At 38.6% G+C, this 18,786-nt stretch carries 11 protein-coding genes and 4 tRNA genes; all 15 read right to left on the reverse strand.

Annotated elements, in window-relative coordinates; translation table 11 throughout:
- A partial coding sequence (locus NT145_07290; GenBank protein MCX5782490.1) for an acylphosphatase occupies window positions 1-262 on the reverse strand: 262 nt, incomplete at its 3' end.
- Window positions 263-579: 317 nt separating this feature from the next.
- Window positions 580-652, reverse strand: a tRNA-Pro gene (locus tag NT145_07295).
- 265 nt (window positions 653-917) lie between these two features.
- Window positions 918-1,754 carry a hypothetical protein gene (locus NT145_07300; GenBank protein ID MCX5782491.1) on the reverse strand — a complete coding sequence of 279 codons (837 nt, stop codon included), beginning with the start codon at window positions 1,752-1,754 and terminating at the stop codon, window positions 918-920.
- Between the two features lie 11 nt (window positions 1,755-1,765).
- On the reverse strand, window positions 1,766-2,530 hold the full coding sequence (locus NT145_07305; GenBank protein ID MCX5782492.1) for an ABC transporter permease subunit: 765 nt from the start codon (window positions 2,528-2,530) through the stop codon (window positions 1,766-1,768).
- The gene (locus tag NT145_07310; protein MCX5782493.1) at window positions 2,527-3,282 is read right to left on the reverse strand and encodes an ABC transporter ATP-binding protein; all 756 of its coding nucleotides are present in this window, start codon (window positions 3,280-3,282) and stop codon (window positions 2,527-2,529) included. Before NT145_07310 ends, NT145_07305 begins: the two co-directional genes overlap by 4 nt.
- A 413-nt stretch (window positions 3,283-3,695) precedes the next feature.
- Window positions 3,696-5,282 (reverse strand): phosphoglycerate dehydrogenase, encoded by a 1,587-nt coding sequence (serA, locus tag NT145_07315; GenBank protein MCX5782494.1) that lies wholly within the window; start codon window positions 5,280-5,282, stop codon window positions 3,696-3,698.
- A 75-nt stretch (window positions 5,283-5,357) separates the two neighbouring features.
- Window positions 5,358-6,494 carry an alanine--glyoxylate aminotransferase family protein gene (locus NT145_07320; protein ID MCX5782495.1) on the reverse strand — a complete coding sequence of 379 codons (1,137 nt, stop codon included), beginning with the start codon at window positions 6,492-6,494 and terminating at the stop codon, window positions 5,358-5,360.
- Between the two features lie 192 nt (window positions 6,495-6,686).
- A complete protein-coding gene (gene lon, locus NT145_07325; protein MCX5782496.1) occupies window positions 6,687-9,047 on the reverse strand; it encodes an endopeptidase La in 2,361 nt (786 codons plus the stop codon).
- The gene (gene clpX / locus NT145_07330; GenBank protein ID MCX5782497.1) at window positions 9,044-10,294 is read right to left on the reverse strand and encodes an ATP-dependent Clp protease ATP-binding subunit ClpX; all 1,251 of its coding nucleotides are present in this window, start codon (window positions 10,292-10,294) and stop codon (window positions 9,044-9,046) included. Before clpX ends, lon begins: the two co-directional genes overlap by 4 nt.
- Before the next feature lie 326 nt (window positions 10,295-10,620).
- The gene (locus NT145_07335; GenBank protein MCX5782498.1) at window positions 10,621-11,232 is read right to left on the reverse strand and encodes an ATP-dependent Clp protease proteolytic subunit; all 612 of its coding nucleotides are present in this window, start codon (window positions 11,230-11,232) and stop codon (window positions 10,621-10,623) included.
- A gap of 116 nt (window positions 11,233-11,348) precedes the next feature.
- Window positions 11,349-12,653, reverse strand: a complete 1,305-nt coding sequence (gene tig / locus NT145_07340; GenBank protein MCX5782499.1) for a trigger factor — start codon at window positions 12,651-12,653, stop codon at window positions 11,349-11,351.
- Between the two features lie 183 nt (window positions 12,654-12,836).
- Window positions 12,837-12,917: transfer RNA gene (locus NT145_07345), tRNA-Leu, on the reverse strand.
- A gap of 105 nt (window positions 12,918-13,022) precedes the next feature.
- A tRNA-Lys gene (locus NT145_07350) sits at window positions 13,023-13,095 on the reverse strand.
- 576 nt (window positions 13,096-13,671) lie between these two features.
- Window positions 13,672-13,745 (reverse strand) — tRNA-Arg (locus NT145_07355).
- Between the two features lie 467 nt (window positions 13,746-14,212).
- Window positions 14,213-18,786: hypothetical protein (locus NT145_07360; GenBank protein ID MCX5782500.1), on the reverse strand; the 4,574-nt coding region annotated here is incomplete at its 5' end.

The raw sequence follows: 18,786 nt of genomic DNA on the forward strand, positions 1-18,786 counted from the left end.
TAGAATATTTTTCCTTAACTATTTCTTCCCAATCGCTTTGTATTGACGATATTTTTGCGTACGGATTTTTAGATAGGGATTTCAAAAACTTTTCTAATTTTTTCTTTTCTCCTTCTGCCTCTATTTCCACGCTCCCGTCATAAAGGTTTTTTACCCATCCTTTTATCTGCATTTCACGCGCTGCATCTTGAACAAACCAGCGATAACCTATTCCTTGGACACTGCCCTTAATTATCGTTTTTACCCTTTTATTTTCAGCCATATTGCTTCAGAATAATCTCGGGGGTGGCAGATTTGTTGAGCTCCTAAAACTGATCTTAATCTTTGCGAAATCCCTGCCTGCGGCGGGCAGGCGCCTTTGGCGGAAACTGCCGACCTCTGTTCCCCCGCACCATATAAATGGTCGGGAAGGCCCTACTTCGCTGACATGTAATCAATTATACGCGGCTATCCGCCACATTGATTACATAGCTTCGAAGGGCAGGCGGGATTTGTTGAATACCTAACTTTCCTAAATAAAATGAAATCCGCCTTTGGTGGAAACCCACGATCTCAGTTCTCCCGCACCTTCTAATAATCTCGGGGGTGGCAGATTTGAACTGCCGACCTCTCGGTCCCGAACCGAGCGCTCTACCAGCTGAGCCAACCCCCGTCAACGACAGTAATTAGTAAACCCCGTTAGAGACAACGGGTGCTTCGCGAATAAATATGACGGCATTACATCGCCATCTAACAACATGCTTTCTACCCATTGATAGAAGTCGGCGGCCTTCTCTAACGGGGTAAATGGTAATTGGTACTTAGAAAAAACTCTTTGCTTTAAAACAACCTGCGGCCTGTCCGCCGAACCGCTGAAATTCTATCTAAAATTTTACTAAATTTGCCGATAACGGTCAAACTACAATTTAATAGAATTTTTAATTTTCACTTAAGAGTTTTTTAAGTTCAATAATTTTTTCTTTAGCTTTTACTGAGTATTCAGGATCTTTGCTGTCGTAAATAATAGTCCAAAATTTAAGAGCTAAATCAAATTTTTTACTTTTTTGATAAATATTTGCAAGTATTGCCTTAATTAAATTCGGCGCTTCGGGTTGTACAGCCGCCGTTTCAATGAGAGAAATCATTTTTATATCTTCTCCCTTTTTTCTATAAATAATCGCGCTTGCATAGATATTAAATTGCCAGTACGGTTGATGTAAATCCGAAGTAATATTAAGTTTGAATTTTTCCATATTCTTTATGCCGGCTTGAAGCAATTCCAGCGCCTCGTCAGTCCTGTTATGGTTCCAGGCTAATGCCCCGCTCCCATAAAGATAAACATAAAAGAAAAACGGGTCAAGATTCACAATCCTGAGGCAATATTTTAAAAGATCTTTGTATTCACCGCCTTCTATAGGAGGATGATAGTGAGTCTCAACGTTACAGCCTTCCTCGCGGCAAATTGTTTTTTCCACGGGATAGCCAAAAAGATATTTGGTCATATCAATAGAAAGTTTATATTCTGTTTCCTTATCAAGAGGTTTTTCCGGAGAAGCATAATATTGCAGCAGCTGAACCCAGGCAATGTCAGCACCAAGGCGCCTTAGCCCCGTAATAACGCTTGTTAAATCTAAAATTATGAAATTTTGTACGGGAGATATATTGGACGGAGGAAGCGGATAGTTGAAAACTTTGGAATAAAGAATATTGCCGGCAAATATAATAAACAACAAGAAAAACAGCAGTAATAAAAATCTTTTTCTAATTTTTTGCATTTTATATCAACTTAAAATTCTTTATATTTAAAAAACCAAAGAGAAAGCACTAAGAAAAAAAGACTATATATCAAGCCATAGCCGATAGATATTACAATCCAACTTCCCAAAATACCGGGCACGTCCCAAAAATCGCGTAAGTTGAAATATTGAAGATTAGGAATAAGATAATAAATTATTTTTCCTAAAACCTTAGGTATTACGTCTTTTGTTCTATTACTTATGAAATTTATCTCCTGGCTGAAATGGCCTAAAATCCAGAAAAATACCGTAAAACTTATGGAAGATACCGCGGATGTGGAGAAAAGCGAAAAAAACAATGCTAAAGATCCGATTACCATTATTTTCTCCCCTGAAAGGCACAAACCTAAAATATAGCGCGGAGTAAATTTCCAACCGTTAAGAAAAAGTACTCCCAAATGCACAATAGCCATTAAAGCCATACCGCAAAGAACAGCTGCCAAAAGACCCGTAAATCTCCCGATGAGATAGGATGACCTTGAAACTGGCCTGGTCAAAACCAAGTAAATAGTTTTTTGTTCCATTTCTTCAAGTATAAGGGTAACCGCAGAAAAACTAATTGATATCAGGGCAAAAAATTCTATTGACCCAAGACCGAAATCCAAGAGAACTCGTGTATTTTGTTCTCCTGAAATTGCGCCAATAAGCGAAGATGCTGCAACTATCACGACTCCAAAAAGCACAAGTACATAAAATATTTTATTTCTTGTATTTTCAACAAAAGTATAGTGGGCAATAGATAATATTTTCCTCATATCTTTATTCTTCCAAGCTCAGATGTCCCCGAAACATCCGAAATAAATATTTTTTCTAATTCTCCCTCTTTTGAAACCAGTTTATTCTGCTCTATTATTCTTACTAAAGACCCTTGCGCCAATATGGCAACACGGTCTGAAACTTTTTCAACTTCGGAAATAAGATGTGAAGACAAAAATATTGTTTTCCCTTCACTTTTTAATTTTAACAGCAAATTTCGCATTTCAGTTATTGCCAAAGGATCAAGGCCGCTTACCGGCTCGTCATAAATTAAAATATCCGGATCATGCAAAAGACTTTGAGCGATAGCAATGCGCTGAAGCATGCCTTTGGAATATTCCGAAAGTTTTTTGTCTTTTCTTTCAGTTAGCCCAACTAAATTCAGTAATTCATCAACCTTTTTCTTTGTGTTTTTGATTTCAGACATTTCACCGTAAAATCTCAGGATCTCAGACGCAGTTAGGTATCGGTAAAAATAAGGCACTTCAGGCATAAATCCTATTTTTCGCAGCACTTTTGTGGAAGGTATTTTTTCTCCTAAAATAAAAGACTCTCCGGATGTAGGAGTTAATAAACCTAAAAGAAGTTTAATAGTAGTAGTTTTTCCAGATCCGTTTAAGCCAAGCAGGCCGAATATTTCTCCTTTATTTATGGATATAGACAAATCTTTTATACCCGTTGTTAAGGACATTTTCCCTAAATGGCTTTTTCTATAGATTTTGGTTAGATTTTTTGTTTCTATTGCAATCATTTTATTCTTTAATATTTATCTTTTAGCGGGTATTTAATGTGTTCCTTTTGAAAATTTATTCAAATACATGAGAAAAGTCGCGGGGCTGTCCCGCCCCTGCACCCCTGAATTACTTTTCTTTACTTGCCCAAAGAAAAGTAACCAAAAGAAACGCACCCCGTGAGCCATTCGCTCGCATTTTTTAGGCGGTTTTTCAATGGTTCGGCAGGCTCACCATCCTGAGCTTGTCGAAGGACTCGCCCCTTCGGCTTCGGCCAGGATGGGGCTCAAACACGAAAAACCGAAGAATTCCTCAAAAAATGCTCGACTCATTAGCGGCTCAATGGGATAAATTTTAATACTCTAGAAGATTTTACTTCTTTTTGTCTTTACCGGTATCTGGTGGCTGGTCGCTGGTCTCATTTTTGTCCGCATCACTTCATTGAAATATATTTCACTTTGTTTATACCGGACATTTTTCCGATCTGTTTTATTAAATCATCTGAAACGCAGGCATCTATAGTAATAATGGTAACGGCTTCTCCGCCCTGTTCTCTTCTTCCAACCTGCATTCCGGCGATATTTATACTGTTTTTTCCTAAAAGAGTGCCTATTTGCCCGACAACGCCCGGCCGGTCAATATTAGTAAGCATAAGCATGCATTTTGAAGGAGAAATTTCTACAGGAACTCCGCCTATATTTACAAACCTGGGCGTTTTATGGCCGAACAAAGTTCCTGAAACAGTAAATTCTTCTTTGTCGGTTTTTATCTTTGCAGAGATAAGGCCGGAATAATCATCGCATTCTTTTGTATTCATTTCAATAATTTTAATTCCTCTTTCCCTTGCCAAGTGAGGCGCGTTCACAAAATTAACGATAACATTATCCATAACATTTGAAAGCATCCCTTTAAGGTATCCGACAAGCAAAGGGTTAGTATTGATTTCAGAAATGGCTCCCTGATAATCCAATTCAACTGCGGTAACGCCTCCTTCAACAACCTGGCTCTGAAAAGAACCGATCATTTCGGCCAGCGAAATATAAGGTTCAAGTTTTTTATAGGTCTCCCAATCAACCGTCGGAACATTTACCGCATTACGTATAAGCCCTTTTGTAAAATAATCAATTACAACTTCGCTTAACTCCTGAGCAATCTTTACCTGGGCTTCTTCTGTTGAAGCGGCAAGATGCGGCGTAACTACCGTATTTGGCGACTCAATTATTGTCCAGTCAACAGGCGGTTCTTTGGCATACACGTCTATGGCAGCGCCTTTTACATGCCCGTCTTTTATCGCATCCGCAAGCGCTTTTTCGTCAATAATACCGCCCCTTGCACAATTAATAATCCGTATTCCCTTTTTCATTTTCTTTAGAGCTTCCGCATTAATCATATTTTTAGTTGTCTCATTAAGAGGCGAATGAATTGAAATGTAGTCTGACTGCGCGTAAACTTCATCTAAAGTTTTCAGTTCTACTCCGAGTCCTTGGGAAAATTCTTTACTGGCAAACGGATCGTAGGCAATTATTTTCATTCCAAAAGCAATCATTCTTATTGCAACTTCGCGACCGATTCTTCCTAACCCTATAAGGCCAAGAGTTTTGCCCTGAAGTTCTGTCCCCATAAATTTTTCTCTTTTCCATTCTTTGTTTTTCAAAGCAGTATGGGCGTCGGGAATGTTTCTAGCAAGAGACAAAATAAGCCCTATAGTATGCTCAGCGGCAGAAATTGTATTTCCTCCCGGAACATTTGCAACCACTATTCCTTTTGTTGTCGCGGCTTTTGTATCTACATTATCCACGCCCGTCCCCGCCCTTCCGATAAATCTTAATTTGTCAGAAGCTTTGATGATGTCTTCGGTTACTTTTACTTCGGAACGGATCATTAAGCCGTCGTAACCTTTAATAAGTTCTTTAAATTGTTCGGGGCTAGGTTTTTCATGAATCTCAATTTTAAAATCTTTGTTTTTAAGAAGTTTTTCCAATCCTTCGGTATTGTTGTAAGTCATTAAAATTTTATACATTTTATTTTCCTTTTCCGTCCCGATATATCGGGACGAGACTTCGCCCCACGTTTTATAGGGGCGGGCCCGCTTTTTTTATCCCTTTAGTAATTCCTCTTCCGCGGCAGCTACTGCTTTTCCTTTTTCAAACTTATGCCCAAGTTTGGACATAACCATCTCCAAACATGAAAATCCAACCAATAGGTCTGCTTTTCCTATATATCCCATATGGGCAAATCTTATAATTTTTCCCTTCAGCTGGCCTTGTCCTCCGGCTATAGACACTCCGAATTCTTCTCTTAACATCTTGACAATTTTTCCCCCGTCAATATTTGCCGGCACTTTTGCCGAAGTAACAACATCGCAAGGAGGTTCACCGTACAATTCAAGCCCGAGGGCTTTCATTCCGGAACGGGCGGCTCTTGCAAGAAGCGAGCAGTCATTCCATATATTTTCAATTCCTCTTTCTTTTATCAGCCGTATAGATTCCTGAAGAGCTACAATTAATGTAACTGCCGGCGTAAAAGGCGTCTCTTTTGTCTCTATAGACTTTTTCATTTTTCTGTAGTCCCAATAAAATCTCGGCAATTTTGCAGTCTCCACAAATCTCCATGCTTTCAGGTTTACTGAAGCAAACGCAAGTCCCGGCGCAAGCATTAGGCCCTTTTGGGAACCTGAAACATTAATATCTACATTCCATTCGTCAGTCAGAAATTTTTGGCCCGCAAGCCCTGATATTGTGTCAACTACCAAAACAGACGGCGTTTGAGAAACAATTTTTCCTATTTTTTCAATATCATTATATACCCCGGTGGAAGTTTCGGTAAAAGTAGTATAAACCGCTTTAATATTTTTATTGGCTTTTAAAGCTTTTTCAACATCGCTGGGATTAACTGCTTTTCCCCATTCTGCGGATATTAACTGACATTTGATTCCATAAGTATCAAGAATTTTTACCCATCTTTCACCAAAATTACCGCAAGAAGCAACTAAAGCTTCGTCTCCCGGGCTCAAGATATTAACTATTGAAGATTCCATTGCTCCTGTTCCTGAAGAAGCTAAAATAAAAACATCATTTTTCGTCTGAAACACATACTTTAGGCCTTCGGACACATCTACAAAAATGTTGCCAAACTCGCTGGTTCTGTGGTGCAGAATAGGCAAAGATTCTTTCAGTGCTACTTCCGGCGGGATTGGGGTAGGCCCCGGTGTAAGTAAATAATGCTTTTTCATGATTAAATAATCCTCCATTATTATATTTAAAATCAAATATGAAATATCAAAGATTTCTTGGCTACTAATCGTTCCTAAAGCCCCCCATTGAACCGCATTTTTTGGGAAGTTGTTTAACAGTTGAACAGTTCAACTGTTGAACTGTTCAACGCCTTTTAAGACGGGGAAGCCCCGCGACTCCATAAATTTTCTCTACATTTTTTCAATGGACAGATGCAATACCTGATCCATATGTTTAACCGGTATAAGCTTTATCTTTTTCTGAATATCTTTAGGAATATCCTCAAGATCTTTTTTATTTCCTTCGGGATAAATTACGGTTTTAACGCCTTCCCTATACGCCGCAAGAACTTTTTCTTTTAATCCGCCTATAGGCAAAACTCTTCCTCGTAATGTAACCTCGCCTGTCATTGCGATATCTTTTTTTATCCGCTTTCCGGTTGCAACCGATGCCAAAGCAGTTGCTATTGCTATTCCCGCGCTGGGGCCGTCTTTAGGAACAGCTCCTTCAGGCACATGGACATGAAAATCTATTTCACTAAACATCTTGTCATTTAAATTTAAAGATTTTGCGTTGGCTTTGACATAAGAAAGCGCGGCCTGAGCCGATTCTTTCATAACGTCCCCAAGTTTTCCGGTCAAACTTAGAGATCCTTTCCCTCTCATTTTATTTACTTCTATGGTCAAAGTTTCTCCTCCGACTTCCGTCCAGGCGAGCCCCGTAGCAACACCTATGTCATTGGAAGCAATTTTTACTTTCTGAAATTCAGGAATTCCTAAGAATTTATTTAAATTTTCAGGTGTCACAGTCGCGCATTTTTGGTTTTTATTGAAAGCCAAATGCTTTGCGACTTTTCTGCATAGATTTGCGATCTCCCTTTCTAGGTTTCTTACGCCTGCTTCGTGAGTATAAAAACTTATCATTGCCTTAGTTGTACCATCCTTTATACATAATTCCTGATCAGTTAAGCCGTGTTCTTTCAGCTGCTTCGGCATAAGAAATTTCTTGGCAATTTGCACTTTTTCCTCGTTTGTATAACCTGAAAACCGTATTATTTCAAGCCTGTCAAGCAATGTAGGAGGAATATTATAAAGGGTATTTGCCGTCGTAATAAACATTACCTTTGAAAGATCAAAATCCACATCCAAATAGTGGTCGGAAAAAGAATAATTTTGCTCGGGGTCAAGAACCTCAAGCAGTGACGCTGAAGGGTCTCCGCGCCAGTCCGTACCCATCTTGTCAATTTCATCAAAAATAAATACGGGATTATTGGATTTCACCTTTCTCATTGACTGAAGTATTCTGCCCGGAAGAGCGCCTATATAAGTGCGCCGGTGGCCTCTGATTTCAGCTTCATCGCGTACACCGCCCAGCGATATACGCACAAATTTTCTTCCTAATGCCCGGGCTACCGATTTTGCAATAGATGTTTTCCCCACGCCCGGAGGCCCGACAAAACAAAGTATCGGGCCCTTAATTTTTTTGACTCGGGACAAAACTGCCAAGTATTCCAAAACCCTGTCTTTAACCTTATCAAGGCCGTAATGGTCATCGTCCAATATTTTTTTCGCATTCCTGATTTCAAGATTATCCTTCGTGCTTACAGACCACGGAAGTTCTATCAGCCAATCAAGATATGTTCTTATTACAGTTGCTTCGGGAGAAAAAGGCATCATCTTTTCAAGCCTCAAGAGCTCTTTTTCCGCAACTTCCTGAGCCTCTTTAGACATCCTGGCATCTTTTATCTTAATTTTCAGCTCTTCCATTTCTTTAACATAATCGTCTTTTTGCCTTAACTCTTTCTGGATTGCCTTCATTTGTTCGGTAAGATAATATTCTTTCTGGGTTTTTTCTATCTGAGTTCTTACCCTGTTTTGAATGCGCCGTTCAATATTTAAAATTTCTATCTCAGAATTAATTATTGTCACCAATTTTTCAAGCCGCTGAAACGGATTCGCAATTTCAAGGATGAGCTGTTTGTCCTGTATTTTAATAAGGAGATGCGAGGCAATTGTATCAGCAAGACGGCCAGGATCGGTAATGTTGGATGCCGCCACCGAAATTTCCATCGGAAGCCGAGGATTAAGCTGAACATACTGTTCAAATAAAGAAACCGAGCTTCTCATCATTGCTTCAAGTTCCGGAGTTTTTTCAGCTGATTCAACAAGCAAAGCAATGTCAACTTCAGCATACCCCGCTTGATTAAGCCTAAAAGCAGTCCATTTTGCTCTTTGGATTCCCTCAACAAGCACCTTTAATGTTCCGTCAGGCATCTTTAACAGCTGCAGCACTTCCGAAACGGTGCCGACTTCATATAAGTCATCCTGTTTCGGATCTTCCGTCTGCACGTGTTTCTGAGCGACAAGAAACACAAGGCGTTTTGCAGACATGGCTTCTTCCAGCGCTTTTATAGACTTTTCTCGTCCGACAGCAAGAGGTAAAACCATCGCAGGGAAAACTACAATATCTCTTACAGGCAAAACAGGAAGAATAGGCGGAATTTGCATCGGTGCATCTGATCTTTTTTCCGGGCCTTGATCAAATTGGCTCATGCTGACTCCTTAGCTCCTTTTTTAAAAGTTAATTTTGGAGGAACGATTTTTTTTACTACTTCAAGATCTATCAGGCATGTATCAAAATTTTTCTTATCAGGAAGTTCATACATAACTTCCGTCAGCAAACCTTCCATTATTGCTCTTAATCCCCTTGCTCCGGACCCGCGCTTAATTGCCTGGGCAGAAATTTCTTCAAGAGAATCTTCGGTAAAAAAAAGCTCAACCCCTTCAAGAGCAAACATTTTTTGATATTGCTTTACTAAAGCATTTTTCGGCTGAGTTAATATTCTAACCAAATCTTTTTCCGTTAAGCTTTCTAATGCCGTAACAACCGGCAACCTGCCTACAAACTCGGGTATAAGGCCGAACTTAATAAGGTCTTCAGGCTGTGTTTGGGCAAGGAGTTCATCGCGGTTTACTTCTTTTTTACTTTTTACATCCGAAACAAATCCGAGCTTTTTCTCGCTTAATCTATATTCCACTACTTTTTCAAGCCCCTCAAAAGCTCCGCCGCATATAAAAATAATATTTGTCGTATCAACCTGAATATATTCCTGAAGAGGGTGTTTCCTTCCGCCTTGAGGAGGAACATTCGCCGCAGTTCCTTCCAGTATTTTTAGCAGAGCCTGCTGCACTCCCTCGCCGGAAACATCTCTGGTTATTGACGGGCTGTCAGATTTCCGCGAAATTTTATCAATTTCATCTATATAAACAATCCCTCTCTCGGCTTTTTTAACTTCAAAAGAACAATTCTGCAATAACCTGAGGATAACATTTTCAACGTCCTCGCCGACATATCCCGCTTCGGTCAAAGTTGTTGCATCCGACATCGCAAATGGGACATTAAGCATCCGCGCGAGAGTCTGCGCAAGAAGAGTTTTACCGGTACCGGTAGGGCCTATCAGTAAAATATTTGATTTCTGAAGTTCAACATCGTTTTTTGAAAGAGAAGTTGTCTCAATTCTTTTATAATGATTATAAACCGCGACAGAAAGAGATTTTTTTGCTTTTTCCTGGCCGATTACATACTCATCCAGAAACTTTTTTATCTCTTTCGGTTTAGGCAAAGCTTTAGATAGTCTGCGTTTTTCTTCAAGCTCAATTTTATTAAGGAGCTCATTGGAGTTTCGTATGCACTCTTCGCAAACATAATTTCCTTCTCCTCCTATAAAACGGAGGCCGCTGGCTTTTCCCTTTTTGCAGAATATGCAGGATTGTTCGTTAGAAGTTGTTTTTTCTACCATAAGTATTTTTTACGGTTTCCGCGCTACTTCTTCAGAGATAATGCTGAAAAAGCCTTTTAATCTGTCACCCTGTCCGCCGCGGCGGATCTGGGTCTGTTACAAACTGTCATGAACTGACCCGTTTTTGCGGGTCATCCTGAACTTGCCTGCCCGCCTTTGGAGGGGTTCAGGATCTCCTATCCGTTTCAGCTTTTCAAAACTAGATCACGGATCAAGCCCGGGATGACACCAAAGAAACCAAAAACCGAGATCCTGAAATAAATTCAGGATGACAATAAAGGAATGACATTTCTGCCACTTTTTCAGCGATCTCGTTCAATTGCGATTTATTTTTTCCTTGTTTCAATTACTTCGTCAACTATTCCGTAGTTTTTAGCTTCTACAGCCGACATATAAAAATTCCGTTCGGAATCTTGTCTTATTTTTTCTTCACTTTGTCCGCTGTGTTTTGAAAGAATTTTTATCAATTTATCTTTCATATTCAGGATTTCTTTAGCTTCAATATTAATATCTGTCGCGCTCCCGGATATCCCCCCGCCATAAATTAACGGCTGGTGTATCATTACTCTTGAATGAGGCAGAGCAAAACGTTTTCCTTTAGTTCCTGCTGCTAGAAGCATTGCGCCGAAAGACATTGCCATTCCCATGCAAATCGTTGTTATGGGGCACCTGATATACTCCATTGTATCATATACTGCAAGCCCCGCGCTTACCATCCCGCCGGGTGAATTTACATAAAGATTTATATCTTTGTCGGGATCTTCAGCCTCTAGATAAAGAAGCTGAGCAATAATTAGGTTTGCCGAATCGGTTGTTACTTCGCCTTCATAACCGCCGACAAATATTATGCGGTCCTTAAGCAGGCGTGAATAAATATCGTAGCCTACAGCTGCCCCTTGATTCCATCTTTCAATAATCGTTGGTATTGTACCGGGCATATTTGCCTCCGTGAACTGTGCGACCGGTGACCAGTTACCTGCTACCAGTAAAAATTCAAAATTTTATGAAACTGCTGTTTTGCCTTTACTGGTATCCGGTCGCCGGTTGCTGGTTGCTAACGTTTAGTTGTTTCAGTAATTTTCGCGTTATCAATTAAAAATTTATATATTTTTTCTTCTTTAATGCCTGTCCTAATGTTATTTTTGTTTTCATTTAAATATTTTTCTACTTCTTTTTCTTTAGACGGATTTGCCTTCTTTATTTTTTCGTATTCCTCTTTTAGTTCATCTTCGGTTACGTCAATTTTTTCGTCTTTCGCTATCGCGCCCAGTATATAGGAAAGTTTTACGGTATTTTCTGCGTCTTTTACGTACTTTTCTTTTTGCTGTTCCACATTCTTATTAATCATGTCCTGGCTGACACCCTGTCTTTTTAAATAATTTGTCATTCGTTCAATTAAAGCGCTTTTTTGTTCTTCAATTAACGATTCCGGCAAAGGAAAATCATTAGATTTCAGCAAATAATCAAAAATTTGTTTTTCAACATCCTCGTTTTCCCTTCTTTTTTCTTCATGTTCAAGCGATTCCTTAATTTTTGTTTTCAAATCATTCAGATTTTCCGCCCCTAAATCCTTTGCAAATTCGTCATCAAGGTTAGGAAGAATTTTATCCTTAACTTCAAGTATCTTGACTCTGAAATTGACCTCTTTGCCGGCAATTTTTTTATTAGGATAGTCTTCGGGAAATTTTGATTTAATGGATCTTTCTTCCCCTTTTTTTGCTCCGGTAAGCCCTTCTCTGAATCCAGCTATAATCTGCTTTGATCCGAGATCTATCATCTGATTTTTTTCCGAAAGCTCGTTCAAAGGTTCAAGGCTCAAAAAACAATCATAATCTACCGTCAAGAAACTGTCTGGCCCTGCCGATTCCGATTTAGATTCAACCAAACTGGCATTTCTTTCACGAAGCCCTTCAAGAGTTTTGGATACCTGTTCATCGTTTATAATATTGATTTCTTTTTTTACTTTAATCCCTTTATAGTCTTTCACTTTAAATTCAGGATGCTTCTCCGCTTTAACTGTAAAAATAAAGGGTTTTTCAAAATCAAAGTTCATTTCATGGATAGTCGGGATATTTAACGGATTAAAGTTCTGGCTTTCAAGCGCTTTGAAAACCGTTTTTTGAAGAAGATTTTCAATTACCTTTTCACGCACGGCTTCAGTGTAATTTTTTTTCACCATGTCCATCGGAGCTTTGCCCGGCCTGAAACCGGGTATTTTTGCCACTTTGTGAACTTCCTCATAAGCCTTATCAGTTTCGCACAGAACCTCCCCGTGAGGCACTTCAACATTCAAAGTAATGGAACAAGGTTTTGTATCTAAAACTTTTACTTTAAGATCCTGCTGCTTTTGATCAGCCATTTTTTTTCCTTTCTAATATATATTTAAGACTTATTGCTTTCAAATGCCGAGACGGAGATTTGAACTCCGAAGGGTTACCCCATCCCGATTCTCATCGGGACGCGTCAATTCAAGCCCCAATAAAATATTTAACTCTCATTTTTTGAACTAAATACTATGTACCATCTACTATGCACTGTTTCATGCGGACGGAGGGACTTGAACCCCCATACCTTTCGATATACGGTCCTAAGCCGTACGCGTCTGCCATTCCGCCACGTCCGCGTTTTCAGTGATCAGTAATCAGTTAACAGTTATCAGTAAAAACCAAAAAAAGATTTCAAATTGTTGTTCACTGGTAACTGGTAACTGGTTACTGTTCACTGCATGTGCGCTGCATAGGAATCGAACCTATAACCTAGCGATTAAGAGTCGCTTGCTCTACCAATTGAGCTAGCAGCGCGTTAGAAACTCTTTATGTTCTGTAAACTTATAAGTCGTTATTTGTTTATTATGTCATGCTGAATCGACACGGATGTGTCGCCCCATCCGCCCTGGGCGGATCGGGGTCTCGTTGTTATTTCAGCATCTTGAGCTCCTTAAGAAACTTAATAAGCGAAATCCCGCAAAGCGGGATAAATTAACAACTAGATCCTGAACCCCACCCCCCGCATGGTTTCTTTGAAACCAAATCAACGGGGCAGGCACGGCGGGCAGGCAAGTTCAGATGACAATCAGTATTGGCACATATCATTCGCTGTTCGCCACCCGTGGTTCCAATGGCAAGGGTATGTACAATTTGTACCCACCCTTTTGCTTGTTTTATTTTTTAATCACTGGTCACTGGTTACTGATCACTGTTAGCTGAAATATCCGGGTCTGAAGGGTCCCGGCAGATTTCCCGTAAAAAAGCTGCGCGCCCAAGAGGACTTGTTGAGTACCTTGAATATGCTTAATCTATTTTTGCGAAATCCCTGCCTGCGGCGGGCAGGCGCCTTTGGTGGAAACCCTTAACCTACTGATTCCCCGCACAATTATCCGGGTCCGAAGGGACTTGAACCCTTAACCTACAGATTCGAAGTCTGGCGCTCTATCCAATTGAGCTACGGACCCATTTTGTGCGGGGTAAACTCCGTCAGTTGCAGCACTTGTCCAGCACATATTCTATGTGCTGGGTCTCCGCCAACAACTTAATGGCGGAAGCTACGGACCCTTTTGCCCAACACAATATTTCAACGAATTTTATTATTTAAGGATATCCTAATGCTTCAGCCTCACAAGACGAGATCCCGAACTGAATTCGGGATGACAAGCTTATAATACTGTCATTCCGTGCTTGCCTGCCCGCCTTGGGAGGGACACGGAATCCACCTTTCAATTACGGTATAGATGCCCGTTTTCACGGGCATGACAACATGTTTGAAAGCAATAATTACAAATAACAAAATTTCGCTTATCGCTTCAAAATGATTAAGGATTTTAACAAACTATTGAGCATAAGTCAAGAATTATAAAACTAGTTGAAAAATTATATAACTTATGAAAATTAGGGAGTTAACAAAAATTGGAATTGAACGGAATTATGCAGCGGATATAAGCCCTTTTAGAGCTTCGGGCAGGACAGGCCTTGCGCCTTCTCTTAATGCTTTTACGCGGTCTTTGGCCTTAGTATCAATAGACAAGTCAATAATCATTAAAGTTTCCGCTATTATTATTGGCAAAGAATTTTTGTCAGCCTTTGCTGCTAAATTAATCAGGCTATTCATAAATTCATTTGAACTTAAATTCTCTTTTGATTTCAATAATTCCGCAGTATCTTCGTCCAGAATCAGCGACGGATCATTAATTAATTTTTCTATCCATCCTTCAAAAACAGCTTTTCTTTCATTAGCTTTCATGTCCTTATTTATCATTAATTGTATTCCTGTCTGAATCTGAAATTCCACTAGCCCCCATGCAAACCTATTTCTTTCTGCCTCATCAGTTATTCTTGTGATATCGCCCAAATAATTCCTCAAAGCGTTTGCTTCCATTAAACCTCTCACGAATCCCATTAAAGCGGCAAGATACAATTTCTTTCTTTCCGGATCTAATTCGTCCACAGTAAGTTTATGGTATCTTTCTACATAAGCGCTTAAAACACCATACTTTTCATAATTAGGAAGATTTTTTATTTTCTCATAAATTTTATTGACAAAAGAATTGTCTTTTACTGCATTATCAGCTGAAGCCATATATTCTTTATCCAAAGCAATCATTTCTTCCCAAATAGATGCAATGTCCGGAATATCTTTTTCATTTTGTTTTAAAGCCGTAAAATGAGCCTGTTTAAAGCGTTCTTCAGGATTTCTTAGAAATTCATCCCTTCTGCTGTTTATGAGCCGCAATAAATATCCGCCGATATCAAAGCCTACAGGGCCATTTAGTTCAAGATTATCAGTCATTTCTGAATCAAAACCTACAACATTAACTTCCGCCTTTATCAATTTTTCAATTTCATCTTTTATTGAAACATCCATATTTTCTTCAAAATTAAATCCCTTTATATTCATCTCAAGCCAGCAGTTTTCAGGTACTCGCGCCGGCATTTTTCCCGGTAGGTATCTTACGACTTTTTTTACATCGGATATTTTAAAGATCGCTTCAAACTCAGGCAGTTCCGAAGGTAAAACTAATAGAACCGCTTCGGGATTAATTTTCAATATTTTGGCCTTAAGCTTCATCATTAAATTCCCAATTTCGCCAATTTTTTTGCTATCCTTTATTTCCGACATATTAAGCCTTACTCCATATGCCCCTAATTTAAGTAATTTCAATATGTCTTTTTCTTGCGCGGTAATGTCACTTGCAATATTAATTTCATAATTAATAATAAAATGCATTTGCTTATTTTTTATCTCTGCTTCAAACTTTTTAGTTAAATTTGCAGCTTGTTTAAAATCGGCTCCGATAATTATAAAAGTGTCTATACCCATTTCGTTATGATTTTTTATATGTTCTATTATCTCTTCTTCGCTTTTGCCCACGGTTGAAAGATTTTCATAAACAGAAGGTTCGGTTTTTGCAAGCAGCTCTTCTTTCTTTATTTTTGAAACGGCTTCTATAGTTTTAAGGCTGTCAGCAATTTTGGCGCTTTCTTCAATTTCGACGTCAAATGCCTTTTTAAATAAGATGTCTTTTCCCAATCCTTTAAATTCCTTAGCTATTTTTTCTCTGGCAGGCAATGATATTTCCGATTCATCCCTATTTCCGAAGTGCACTAAAACTGAATTTTTAAAAACAATTTTATTGATGCGATCTTTTATCAATTCAGGAACCGACAAATAATCATCCATCTCAATTATGTCAAGATTGAAGGTGTCTATAGATTTTCCCATAAATTCTAAAGCGGCCGAATTTCCTTTTAACCACTCGGCAATTGATGTTAAAGACCTGGCATTAAACAACCGTTTCATTTCCTCCACAATCACAGCCCCCTTTTCCAAATTATAATACAACTGCCAGAAACTTCCTTTTTTTGTTTGTATTTTCTCGGCCGAAATTTCGATATTTATCCCCTCAACATTAACTTTTCCTAAATTTCTGCCGCCTTCTTTAATAGGTTTACTCAAGTTTACAGCACTGCCTGTATAACTTTCTGGCAAAGGCGCTATAGATATGCAGTTCATCCCTTCTTCAGCTATATTTCGCACTTTATCCACTGATTCATTAAAGTTTGAAGAAAGCACAACATAATGTTTTCCTAGAAGTTCAGGCGCATATCGATAAACCGGCAGCCTCTTCGCAATTTGCCGTTTTATCCAAAGTATTATTCTTGACCCTGTAAAAATGCTTCTCATATCAAAATTTTGTCTATCAATTCCTAACGTCAATATATTTCTTACAGCTGGAAATCCCGTAGTGATTTTTTTAACGGGCGCTTTTACTTCCTCGCCCCTGCCTGCCCGAATATACAAACCTTCAATATACTGGTCAAACTGCGGTGTCCTCAAATCTTTGGGAATCTTTGATAAAAACACTTCTGCAGTTGGAAATAATTCCCATTGTTTTTCCCTTTTGGTTTTATCTTCTGTAACATAAGCATTGCTTATACCGTTAATTATTATATCATTCAGTTTTTCTTTATTTGGATTTGCTTCCATAAATGCAACAAAAGAATTCAGGCATTCCTTAAAATATTTTTTGTCAACAACTCCTTTAGAATCTATGATATTTATTGCCAAGAAAACTATTAACCGCTGCATTTCTCTAACCATTATTTCGTCCTGAATATCGTTGGCAAAATTCTTCATGGCGTTTTCATCAGAATAACTCACCCCAACCAGACCCTTCCTTTTAATAGAATCCATTACCGAATTAAATGTTATTAGAGTGCGCAGTTGCTGATCCGGTTTTGCTGAATAGGCAACAACAGCATTTTCTTCAAATAAATCCTTATTATTTTCTATGGAGTATTTAAAATTTTCTATCGTTGTTCTTGAACTTTTTTCAAGTCTTATTGATTCAAACCTTTCATCGCTAATTTCAATATTAAGTTTAGTCCTCATATGGTTCATTATTTCATAAATTATTTCTGCCTCGCTTACTCCTTGGCCGGACTTCGTTATTTCACTTACTGTACCGTCGTCTCTTTTAAGAAAAATCTTTCCATCCCTAACTTCTAAGTTATCAAATTTGTATCCTTTCTTTATTGCATTAAATAAAAGCTGCGGTGTTGCTCTGCCTATTCCGCCGGATAATATCAAATATTTCACTTTCTCTTCTGCATACAACCTTAGTAAATCTTCATAACGATCAACGTCTTCGTTTCCGCATACTATCAAGACATCAGCCTTAAGGTCGTCTCTGGTTATTTTACTCGCAGCTAAATCTCTCCTTAGATTTGCCCGTCTTGAAGTTATTATTTGTTTCTCACTCATCGGCAGAAATGAATTAATAGCGTTTGATAATCTGTGAAAAATCTGCCCTACATCAAGCGCTTTTACTGTTCCTACTGATATGGAAATAGTCGCTGTTATCAGCCCTGCCAAAATAAACGCAATTTGCGCAATAATCAAACCTATTCCTAAACCAAGCACTGCCGAAATAATTGCTACTCCCACACCCAATTTAAATGGTATTAATGCCCAATGACGTATATTTTGCAGCCCCTGCCATCTTAGGTCTTCCGCTCTTTCAGCACCTTGCGGCACTAATCCCAAAGGGAAGTGGCTTGCATAAAACCAAGGACTGAATACCGTTGCCCAGCGTTCACGCTTCGGAGCAAAATTAATCTCGCAATCACGAAGTTCTTTTGAGTAAATGTATTCACCTTCTTCATTGTAGTTTTGGGTTAAATCCCGGCGGTACCAGTTTTCAGGAAGGTCATTGAGTTTGCCGTATTTTTGATAAGTTTTTATTCTCGTAAACCTAAATCGAAAAGCATCATCAATAGCGATCTTACCCATTGCTGTTTTTTGTTGGTTTAAGCGATATTGAGCCTGTGCATATTTCTGAATATTTGCGATCTCAAATGTTATATTAATCGATATAGAAGAGTAACCCGGAGTATCTTTAATTATATGGAATGTTCTATCAACAAACCCTAAAAACTCTTGTTCATTAGGAATAATATTAAATCTTTCACACTTATCCATATATAAATAATAAAAAAATCTTGCTAACAAACTAGAATCCAAATTCCCCTTTACCGCGCCGTTTTCAGTAATAGCAAAACATATAAACCTTATTAGATTCATATAACCTTTGTCCACTGCAAAAAACATTTGCGCCGGACCGCTTACAAACCATTTATTTTTCTTATAAACTGCTTTTAAAATGTCTTCCGCCTTTCCTGACTCAAGCACTTCCTTAATAATTTCTTTTTTTCTTGATAAAGAAACTTCAGAATCTGGGGCTACTAGCTCATCTGATGCATAATTTAATAGCATGGAAATAAGAGCCTTCTCGGTATCAGGATTATATTTTTCTGCTTTAATGCTTTCTAAAGTCTTTTTAAATGTTTCTGTTTTAAAGTTTTTCGCAAGATTTTTAACAAGCAAAGAATTAGCCTGTAATGAATTTACAGCTACATCAGTTACTTCTTTTAAGGTAAGCTCTCCTTTAAGCATTCTTTCAATAAACTCAGTAAAAAGTTCTGATTTCATTTGATATA

The organism is Elusimicrobiota bacterium (assembly GCA_026388075.1).
In the GTDB taxonomy this organism is placed as follows: Bacteria; Elusimicrobiota; Endomicrobiia; order Endomicrobiales; family JAPLKN01; genus JAPLKN01.